Annotated in this window: 9 protein-coding genes; 1 reads left to right on the top strand and 8 read right to left on the bottom strand. The window is 66.3% G+C overall.

What is annotated here, in order from left to right; genetic code table 11:
• Positions 1-417 precede the first annotated feature (417 nt).
• The 6 genes from RS82_RS00185 to RS82_RS00165 all read right to left on the bottom strand — a co-directional run bounded on the left by RS82_RS00185 (position 418) and on the right by RS82_RS00165 (position 6,581).
• The gene (locus tag RS82_RS00185; RefSeq protein ID WP_245619467.1) at positions 418-1,110 is read right to left on the bottom strand and encodes a tyrosine-type recombinase/integrase; all 693 of its coding nucleotides are present in this window, start codon (positions 1,108-1,110) and stop codon (positions 418-420) included.
• Positions 1,111-1,253: 143 nt separating this feature from the next.
• Entirely contained in the window at positions 1,254-2,153 is a 900-nt protein-coding gene (locus RS82_RS00180; protein ID WP_245619466.1) for a sugar phosphate isomerase/epimerase family protein, read from the bottom strand.
• Positions 2,150-2,554 carry a C-glycoside deglycosidase beta subunit domain-containing protein gene (locus RS82_RS21720; protein ID WP_245619465.1) on the bottom strand — a complete coding sequence of 135 codons (405 nt, stop codon included), beginning with the start codon at positions 2,552-2,554 and terminating at the stop codon, positions 2,150-2,152. The genes RS82_RS00180 and RS82_RS21720 overlap by 4 nt, the downstream gene beginning before the upstream one ends.
• A complete protein-coding gene (locus RS82_RS00175; RefSeq protein WP_045296066.1) occupies positions 2,547-4,115 on the bottom strand; it encodes a GMC oxidoreductase in 1,569 nt (522 codons plus the stop codon). The genes RS82_RS21720 and RS82_RS00175 overlap by 8 nt, the downstream gene beginning before the upstream one ends.
• Positions 4,102-5,310, bottom strand: coding sequence for an FAD-dependent oxidoreductase (locus RS82_RS00170; protein ID WP_045296065.1), 1,209 nt, complete (start codon positions 5,308-5,310; stop codon positions 4,102-4,104). The genes RS82_RS00175 and RS82_RS00170 overlap by 14 nt, the downstream gene beginning before the upstream one ends.
• A 122-nt stretch (positions 5,311-5,432) precedes the next feature.
• Positions 5,433-6,581 (bottom strand): ABC transporter substrate-binding protein, encoded by a 1,149-nt coding sequence (locus RS82_RS00165; RefSeq protein ID WP_245619464.1) that lies wholly within the window; start codon positions 6,579-6,581, stop codon positions 5,433-5,435.
• Between the two features lie 353 nt (positions 6,582-6,934).
• On the opposite strand from RS82_RS00165, the gene RS82_RS00160 reads away from it, so the two are divergent.
• Positions 6,935-8,254 carry an ROK family protein gene (locus tag RS82_RS00160; RefSeq protein WP_052676605.1) on the top strand — a complete coding sequence of 440 codons (1,320 nt, stop codon included), beginning with the start codon at positions 6,935-6,937 and terminating at the stop codon, positions 8,252-8,254.
• 374 nt (positions 8,255-8,628) lie between these two features.
• On the opposite strand, the gene RS82_RS20485 is transcribed toward RS82_RS00160, so the two are convergent.
• Positions 8,629-9,270 (bottom strand): ScoMcrA-related endonuclease, encoded by a 642-nt coding sequence (locus tag RS82_RS20485; protein WP_157005224.1) that lies wholly within the window; start codon positions 9,268-9,270, stop codon positions 8,629-8,631.
• A 489-nt stretch (positions 9,271-9,759) separates the two neighbouring features.
• On the bottom strand, positions 9,760-9,867 hold a 108-nt coding region (locus RS82_RS22005), incomplete at its 5' end, for an integrase core domain-containing protein (protein ID WP_157005214.1).

Raw genomic sequence — 9,867 nt, 5'->3', positions numbered from 1 at the left:
GAACGAGCTCAATCGCCGGCCGCGCATCACCCTCGGAGATCGAGCCCCAGCAGACCTCTTCGCTGGCCTGCTAGCCTCCGAGAATCACCCCTCGTTGCGATGACCGCTGGAATACAAGACGTCGCATCGGCCTACTTTTCGAGCGTCGTCGACACCGATGATGAGCGGCCACGAACGAACGAACCTCGGTACCGCGCCGCCGGTCGCATCTTGCGGACTCACTGGAAAGGTGGCGCAAACACGTCCCTTGCCGGCACGCCGTCGAGCGATCACAGAACACCGGCATTGATTGCTCGGATCCACAGCCCTTTCCTAACGCGGATGAGCGGCCAGTTAGCGCACCCTCTGCGAGACGATTGTCAACGATCGCGTGAGCCGTGCCCGGGTAGGGATCCGGGGTGGGATGGGCCCGGTTGCTCAGTGCGCGATCGCAGCGTTCCGCGCTTCATTCAGCGACACGGAGACCGTGTCGAGGTCGTCGTCGAACAGGTCGGCGTAAACATCCAGCGTCATCGCGGCGGACGCATGCCCCAGCATCCGTTGCACCGCCTTCACGTTCGCCCCTGAACTGATTGCGAGCGACGCGGCCGTGTGACGGAGGTCGTGCACGGTCATCCGCTCGAGCCCCGCGGTGTCGAGGGCGGTCATGAACCACGACCGCGATGCTCCCGACGAGCGCGGACGGCCAAGATAGTCCGCTCCGTCACCGAAGAGCAGCCCGTCGCGCGTCTTGCCCTCACACATCTTGGCAATCGGCAACTCGAGGAACTCCGGATAAGGGACAGAGCGCAGCTCGTGCGTCTTGGGCGAGCCGACGTGGATGTCGGCGCCTACGCGCACGGCGTTCTGGTTCACCGCAAGACGTCGCCGCAGCGCATCCACGTCGCGCACCCGCAATGCGGTCAGCTCTCCCCAGCGCAGCCCCGTGTACGAGGCGAGGTATACGAGGGTCGAGTACTCGCCGGATGCCGTCGCGAGTCGCTCGATCTCCTCGTGGCTGAGGTAGCGGTGAGCCTTGCGATGTTTGCGGGGCAGGTTGTCGACACCACGCGCGGGGTTGTGCGGGATGCGGCGGTCTTTGACCGCGATGTCGAGCACGGATGCCAGCACGCCGTGCGCTCGGATGACGACCGTGGCGCTCTTCGGTCGCGCGGCCTGCCCACGTGTCCGGATGTGATCCCGCCGGTTTGTCTTGGCGGTGCCGGCCGCCGGTGTCCCGTTGTCAGTCGGACGCGAGTGCCACTGCACGGACGTCAGGCGGAGCGCACGTCGCGTTCGATCGAACGCATCAGAGCGTGATGACGCCGAACCTGCTCCTGCCCGCGGTAGGCGACGCGATCTCCTTCGTACTCGCTGGAGAGCCATCCGTCGTAGTCGTTCGCCACAAGCGTCTGGATGATCTCCTTCCAGGGGACTTGGGCGTCCACGAGGTGCTCATCGATGTCGAAGAACTTGGCCTGGATGAATCCCACGTATGGCAGCACGTCGACCAGGTCGGTCATCGGAACGGCGAGCGGACGCATCCATCCCTCTTTGTGCCCTTCCTCGCTGATGCCGGGCTGCACGGCGGTCGTGACTTCGCGCTGGAAGATGCCGGTGTCGATCATCAACTTGAAGTGGTCCGTGCCGGTGCGATCGATGAACGAGATGTAATCGTCGACGACCTTGTGTTTGATCGGGGTCGGCGCGTGGATCTCCGGGCAGATGACGATGCCCCGGTCGGCGGCGAGATCGAGGTTGGCTGCCACGATCGGCTCCCAGTCCGGGTGCGGATCGAGTTCCATGCTCACCACCCCGAACTTGGGTCGGATGGTGGTGAAGCCGAGTGATGACGCCAGCTCGATGTCACGCCGCAGGATGGCGGCTCCTTCCTCACGCGTGAGATCGCGGCCGCGGGAGAGGCCGATGTCGACCCAGGAGCAGTAGTTCGTCGGAGTCAGTCCGTGCTCCTCAATCGATGACCACCAGTGATCGATCCAGGATGCCGGCGGCGACGGGTATCGGTGGATGTTGCTCTCGCCCAGGATCTCGATGCCCGTCGCACCGACCGACGCGATCTCCGCCATCGCATCTTCGAGTGTCAGGACCGTGTTCATGTCGCCGGTGTAGCTGTAGAGCGATACTCCGTACTTGAACGAGCTCTGGCCGGTCATGCGACCACCGTGACCTTCCGTGAGGCGTGGAACAGGGATGGCTGGAATCTCGCCGGGATGTAAGGAGCATGGATCGCGATCTCGATGTCGAAGTCGTGCACTCCCGGAGCAAGTCCCCCGGGATGCGGCACGGTGATGACTGCTGGTTCATCGAGATCCCAATGCACGTCCAGGTGCGAAGCCTGGAGCTCGTCGAGGGAGTACTGGGCGCCGTGCAGGGTCCACAGCGGAATGGTCCGCTCCCAGTGGTGGTCGCCGACTCGCACATCGATCCCGTCGATGAGGCGACCGTAGGCGCCACGGTAGTTGGGCATCCGGACGAGGAATCTGAAGCCGGTGACCTCTCCGTCTTCGACGACGTTCTCCACGCCGCGGTTTTGGATGATCTCTCTTTCAAGCATGACTTCCAAGCCTCTCTGCGCTCGGCTGGGTGGGAACGGCCGCGCCGGCGATAGCTCGGGCACCGCGAACCGCCAGGGCGACGGTCGTCAGGGTGGGATTGCAGGCCATTGCGGTCGGGATGACGCCATTGCCTGCGACATAGAGACCCGTGGTGCCCCAGACGCGGCAGGTGTCGTCGCACACGCTGCGCCCGTCGTCGTGCTGGCCCATGCGCGTGGTTCCCTGATAGTGCAGGGATGCGCCGGGCGGGAACTCGATCGGATCGCCGAAGACGGCCTCGCCGAGCAGGTCCCCTATTGCGACCATCTGCGAGGTCGCCGCGGCGATCGAGCGTCGGTCGGCCTCGGTGAGCTCGTAGTGCACCTTCATGGCAGGCATCCCGAATCCGTCTTGTATCTGATCGTCGAACTCGACCCGGTCCTTCTCACGGATGTCCTTCGCGCAGAACCAGCCCAGCCCGACCACCTCACCGGGCAGGATGTCGCCGTCGTACGGCACGGGCGAGGCATCCAATTGCATCACCTGGCCGTGGAAGGGCTCGGCAACCGTGAAGGGCACCCACGACACGCCACTGGCTTCGTCGATGGGCCCTGCGGCGCGACTCGCCGCCTGAGGCGGAACATCCCGCAGCTTGACGGCATGGACGACCTGTGGCTGGTCGTTGAGGTAGCGTCCTAGCGCCGGCGGACGGATGCCGGACGCCCACAGCAGCTGCGGTGTGCGGAAGGCGTCCGCGGCGACGACGACGACCGGCGCGTCGATGGTGGCGGTTGACCCGTCCACCAGGCATCGCACGTCTACTCCGCGAACCTCGCCGGCCGCCGTCCGCACCTTCGTCACGAGGGTCTGGGGGAAGAGCCGGTGATGCGGGTTGGCTCGTGTCACGTCGCCGAAGACCACATCCGATCCTGACCACCACAGTCGGCCATCCGCCTCCCGCCGTACTGCGAGGGGCATCGGTCCGACGGCTCGGGTCCGTCGTCCATCGAGCCCCTCCGACAGGCGCTTGCGCACCTCACCGGCCAAGGGGGCGTCGGCCATGAGATCTGCGGAGACGCCGAGAAGACGCTCGGCTTCGTCGAGGAGGTCATCGAGGTCCTGGAGGAATTCGATCCGCTCGCTCTCACCGGGTCGCGGGCACGCGCAGGTCCAGTGGGCACCCATGCCACCGACGTTCGTCGAGAACGCGAGCGCAGGCAGGCCGACCTGGTCACCGACCCGGTACCCGTCGTCAAGGAGGTAGGTGCCGGGCCGCACGATGCGCGCCGCGTCCGATGCGTAGCCGGCCATCGTGTCGGTCATTGCGTGATCCGTCGGCGCAGGACCCTCGGAACGCCGCTGGGCGGACGCGCGGGCCTCGTCATCCAGCAGGTTCTTCACGTGAGCGCCGGGCGGGTCACTCACCACAGGCCCCGCATCGAAATGGAAGATCAGGAGGTCCGGACGTTCCTCGCTCAGGATGCGGGCGTAGGCGGCGCCGGCCGGCCCGGTGCCGACGATGATGATGTCGGCGGCCGCCGACGTCCCGTCGAAGGGCGGCCACTGCTCAACGGGTGACAAGTCCGGCTCCCATCTCGTCCAGCTGTGCGACGATCTCGCCCGGACTCTTCTCACCGACCTGCTTCTGCAGCATCGGCGTACTGTCGAGGATGAAGTCGCGGACCGGTCGGAGGAATGCAGGCGCGTGGTGGAACACCTTGCCCAGCACGAATGCCTGCTGCACCTGCGACGTCGTGTGCGCGATCCGTCGCTCGTCGTAGCGGGTCAGGGCCGCGATCACGGCGGCAGTGTCGGAGAGGTCGATACCCGCGAGCTCCTGACCGAGGGTGTAGCCGTCGCCGATCGACATCCCGGCCCCGTAGGCCGCGTAGGGAGATGTCGCGTGCGCGGCGTCGCCAGCGAGGGTGATCCGTCCTTTCGACCACTGACGGAGAGGCTTGCGATCTCGGATCGGCCAGCGCTGGAAGTGCCCCGGCTCGGTCGATTGCACAAGTGCGCGCAGTGGCCCTGGGAAGCGCCGTGCGAGCGACAATGCGTGCTGTCTCAGGTCGGTGGGCGGTTCGGCGGCAGGGTCCCACGCTTCCAGCACCCACCATTGGATGCCGTCTCGGCCGTTGTCGCGGATGGAGGAGTATGTGCCCTGCACACTCCGGTCGTGGGTGAGGACGACTTCGTTGCGCTCCACGCCGGGAATCGCTGCGAACGTGTATCCGCCGATGATGTGAAGCTTGTGTTCGCGCTTCTCGCTCGGTCCCCAGAGATGACCGCGGACCATCGAGTCGATTCCGTCCGCGCCGACGACGACGCCGGCGTCGATCACGCTGTCATCGCCGAGGGTGACCGTTACGCCGTCGCCGTGGTCGTCGAGCCCCACGACCTCCACGTGCGTTCGGAGCACGCCCTCCGGCATCGCAGCGAGCATGCGGCGGTACAGCTCGGGCCGCAGAAGTCCGATGAACCCGCCGCCATAGGCATCGACGACGTCCCGGGGGATCTTGACGTCGGCCCGGATGTTGCCCTTGATGCCACGGAAGGTGGTGTGGCACGGGGCGCCCAGGTCCACGGTGTCGACGCCCATTTCCTGCAGGGCTTTGATGGGCGGGGGCCAGAGGTTCAGGATGTTGCCGGCGGGTCGCGCCTCGCGGTAGCGCTCGAGGAGGATCGGCCGCTGTCCCACCTTGTGGAGGGCGAGAGCGGTGGCCATTCCGGCAGGACCGGCTCCGATGATGACGATGGGATCGGGGTTGGGGTTCATAGTGATTCCGTCAGGTTCGGCTGCGTGAGATGAGGTGGCGGGGCGCCCGCCCGGGTCGAAGCAGGCGGGCGCCCCAGCAGGACGACATGCGCCGCGCTGGCTGAGCGCTACTGCATGTCAGGTCAGGAATCCCACGCGGCGTCCATCTCGTCCAGGATCTGATCGACCGTCTTCTGACCGGTCAACAGTCCCTGAACGCCCACGCTGAGGGCGTCGTAGACAGCGGGGTTGGGCCACGTCTCGACGGGGAAGCCTGTGTATGAGCCGGACTCGATCATCTCCGCGATCGGCGCGTACTCCGCCGCGACGTTGGACGCGTCAGCACCCGAGATCGGGATCAGGCCCGACAGGTCCGCGAAGGTCTTGGCCTGAGCGGGCTCCGCGGCCCAATCGAGGAAGGCCTGGGCTGAACGCTTGGCGGCATCTTCGGCGGCGGCGTTGATGGCCCACGAGTAACTCGCCGAGACGACGGCGTACGGCTCCTGGCCGTCGGCTGGGGGGAACGCGCGGACGTCGAGCTCGAGGCCGGCGGCCTGGTTGATCTGAGCCGCCGCCGAGCCGGGAACGGGCGCCGTCAGGGCTGTCTGACCGCCCAGTCCCTGGGTGATGGAGTCGAAGGTTCCGCCGGCCACTCCGTCCTGGAAGCAGCCGGCGCCATTCATCTCGACGATGTCATCGAGCACTTCTCTCCACCCGCTTTCGGCGAAGGTGACCTCGTCTGCGGACCTCTGCGCGTTCCAGTCCGGGTCCTGCTGGTAGACGCGCGTCGCCGAGATGATCGTCGCGAGGAGTCCCGTGTTGAATGGGACGGCGCCAGCCATGACCATGACCGTCTTGCCGCCGTCACGAGCCGCGGCGCAGCCGTCCAGCATCTGGTCGAAGTTCTCCGGGTACTCGTCGATGCCGACCTCCTCGCCGGCAGGGCCGTTCCACACCAGCGAGGTCGGGGACAGTGCGGTGGGCTGGCCGTAAATGGTGCCGTCGATCCCGAACAGGGCCTCCTGCCCCTCCGGGATGATGGCTGCCGACGCATCGCCGAGCGGCTCGAGGAAACCGCCGTCCGCGATGGTCGTCACGGTCACGGCTTGCCCACCGCCCGGAATGAGCACCATGAGGTCGGCCGCGTTGCCGCCCTGGAGTTGGGTGGTGAGCTGGTTGTTGTAGCTCTCCGCTTGGTACGGAAGCAACTCGATGTTGACGCCGGTCTCCTCGGAGTACTGCTCAGCCAGTTGGCCGTATGCGTCGTCGTCGTCATTGGCCTTCGGAAACATGAGGGTGAATCCGCTCAGTGCCGAGTCTTCTGTGGCCGCAGGCTCCGCTTCGGAGCCAGCGGAGCAGCCTGCGAGGACCAGGATCGCTGTCAGCGGCGCGGCCAGAAGCGCTGCGCGGCGCCGAGATTCAGGTGAGAGGTGTGTCATTTCGAGCCTTTCGAGACGTCGTTGTCGCCAACTCGCGAGAGCGGCCGGGTCGAGAACCACGACACCACTCTCTCAGCATTTGTCCTTTCGGCACATAAGTATCGGTGATGCGCGACCATACTGTCCCTGATTCCCTGGCGCTCGGCTGCCTCGACGAGGAATATACAGCTCGGCTGTTCTGCCCCGTAGGGTCATATGCTGGCTTCATGAGCACGGAATCGTTCGTAGGCTCCGGAGATGCTCCGCCGGGCGGGGCGTCGCTGGGCACCGCGGCATCGCTCGACGCCGCGCCTCTTGCGCACGTCGTGGACCTCGTCCGTTCGGGGCGAGCCGTGACCCGACCCAGGCTCGTCGTCGTCAGCGGGCTCACTCGGAAAGTCGTCACCCAGCGGGTCGAGGATGCCTTCCGGCTCGGACTCCTCCGCGATGGCGGCCTCGCGGCATCGGAAGGCGGCCGACAGGCCCGTCTGCTCGAGTTCAACGCGGACGCCGCACGCGTCTTCGGGGTGCTGATCGAGGCGTCGGAGATCACCGTCGGTGTCGCGGACCTTCGGGGCCGACTTCTCTCGACCTCTCACGAGGATTGGTCGGTCGACAACGGCCCAGATGCCACGATGGCGCGTGTCAAAGCTCACATCGATGCATTGGCGGCGCGCGAGCCGAGACTGCGGGCGTGGGGCATCGGCGTCGGCGTGCCGGGACCGGTGGATCTGACCACGGGCCGCCTCGTCTCCCCGCCCATCATGCCCGGATGGCACGGGTTCAGCGCGCGAGCATGGCTGCGCGAACATGTCGATGCGCCAGTGTGGGTCGACAACGACGTCAACCTCATGGCGATCGGCGAGTGGACGTTCGGTCCAGGGCCGACAGCCGATGACATGCTCTTCATCAAGCTGGGAACGGGTATCGGATCCGCGGTCATCTCACGTGGTCGACTGCTTCGAGGTCAGCGAGGCGGCGCCGGCGAGATCGGGCACGTGCACATCACCGATGCGCCCGACGCGGTGTGCCGCTGCGGGCTCGTCGGATGTCTCGAGGCTGTCGCCGGCGGGTGGTCGCTGCTCGCCGAGGCAACCCGGCGCGCCGCCGAAAGCCCCGTCCTCGAACAAGCGCTGGCTGAGCGGCACCAGGTCACTCTCGGCGACATCGGCGTCGCCGCCCAGGTAGGGGATGCTCTCGTGCGAGAACTGATCGAGGCTCGCGCGAACGTGATCGGCGACGTCGCGGCGAACCTCGTGAACTTCGCCAATCCCGGGCAGCTCGTCATCGGCGGCGGCGTGCTGCGCACCGGCGACGGCTTCCTCGACATCATCAGCGCAGTTATCCAGCGGCGAAGCACCCGGCTCGCGACCGACGGACTCGTCATACGTTCCGCCTCCCTCGATCAGAACGAAGGGGTCGCCGGCGCAGCGCTTCTTGCGACCGAGAATCTCTTCGCCCCCGCCGCGTTGGCGCGATGGATCGAAGACGGCAACCCGCTCGGCCACGCGGCCGCACTTCAGCAACTGCCCGCGGCATACGTGTGAGCTCTCCGGTGACTACGCGGTCCAAGCCGCCGCCTTTCGACAGCCACGCGAATCGGATCGGTCGAGCGCACCCGCCTGGAGGGCAAGTCCCGCTCTGTTGCCCCGCAAAGTCGACCCAAAGCGGCCAGGCTGCGGCCTGCCCGTGGGCACCTCATCGGGTTACATACGGGACGCGAGCCAATCGAGTTGTCGAGGAGGCTTACGTCACGCATCACTTCATGCGCGACCAGGCTCCCCTACCGTGCGATGCCCGTTTGGGGATCCACGATGATGGCTTGTTGGTAGCGCCCCACCTCGCAAGCAGGTCGGGGCGGTCAGTCCCCATAGTGCACTTTCGACCAAGATCGTCTGTGAACGCTCTTACCGGCCTTCCGTCAGTGGTGTGGGCACACGCCGCTCGCCGGAAGCTCGAGCCAGCACTCGGGGCACACCTCGGCCGGCTTTCGCGCTGTGGCGTTACGTGTGAACCCGCTCCGCCCGAGCTGGTTGACGGGGAGCGCGATCAGTTCACCGGTCCCATCCGCTCTGCGGTAGTAGATCGATCCGCGGTTGATGTAATGCACCAGGCCGCCGTCCGCAGGAACCATCGCGATGTAGCTGCCACTTCGAGGGATGTAGGCCTCGCTGAAATCGAAGCGCGCCAGATGCTCGCGGATGGCGGTGAGATTCTCGAACGGGATCCGAAACTCGGGTAGCGCCGCGTCGAAGGTGGCGTACGTCCGACGGCCTCGCTCGTCGTCGAGACCCTCCACAACGAACCCGAGTTCTTGCAGGCGTCGCGCTGCTCCCGCTTTACCTCCGCTGATTTCGTCGCTTGCGACGGCGACGCCATGCTGAGCTTCGTACGCGGCGGCGAAGATCGCCTTCGAGTCGTACCGGCCCTCATCAGTGACGAGGAAGTAGTCCCTCGCCTCGACGTAGCCGTACTTCTCGAGAAAAGTCCACCGCCCGAGGCGATCGAACTCGTCGAGTGCGCTCTCGACTGCGTTCCGGTCGGTCAGGTCTGCGTACGACACCACAACTGGACGATATCGGAGCCTGGGTGGGCACGGACGTCAGTTGTGCAGTGTCCTTTCGGTTGGCGGGAGGATGACGTCGCCAGCCAATCAGTCGACCTGAGGAAGCCGCAGATCGGCGTCGAACGCCTCGCGGTCGCGATGCGCGAATATGGAGGCCGATCGAACGGCCAGAAGACCGGTCGTGTCGTCCCGCTTACGCGCGTTGCCCGATTAGGGTCCCTCCTGCGCGCGGACAGCTCTCCACACACTCCCCCGTCGCGGCGCTCCTTGCCCACCCGCACGTCCGTGGTGCGTAGTGCGGTGACCGTGGAGTACCGCGGGCCCGGAGCGCCAGCGGAGGGCTGAGGATACGCCGCGAGAGCGCCGAACGGAGCGCGGCGGATGTGCGACACTGCCGAAGGAGCCGTGGTGCGCGTCGGCGACGACGTTGACCGGCAGCATCCTGATCGCTCCGAATCGCCCCCTCGCTGTGCAACTGACGGAGCCCTATGACAGTGGGGCCGCTGCTTTCTGCTTGAGGCGCTCGTAGGGTGTTTGGCCGCCGAGGGCGCCGTGGGGTCGATCGTAGTTGTAGTGGTCTTCCCATTGTTGGAG

It is taken from the genome of Microbacterium trichothecenolyticum (assembly GCF_000956465.1).
GTDB classification, from domain to species: Bacteria; Actinomycetota; Actinomycetes; order Actinomycetales; family Microbacteriaceae; genus Microbacterium; species Microbacterium trichothecenolyticum.
This window is presented reverse-complemented; position numbering and strand designations above follow the sequence as displayed.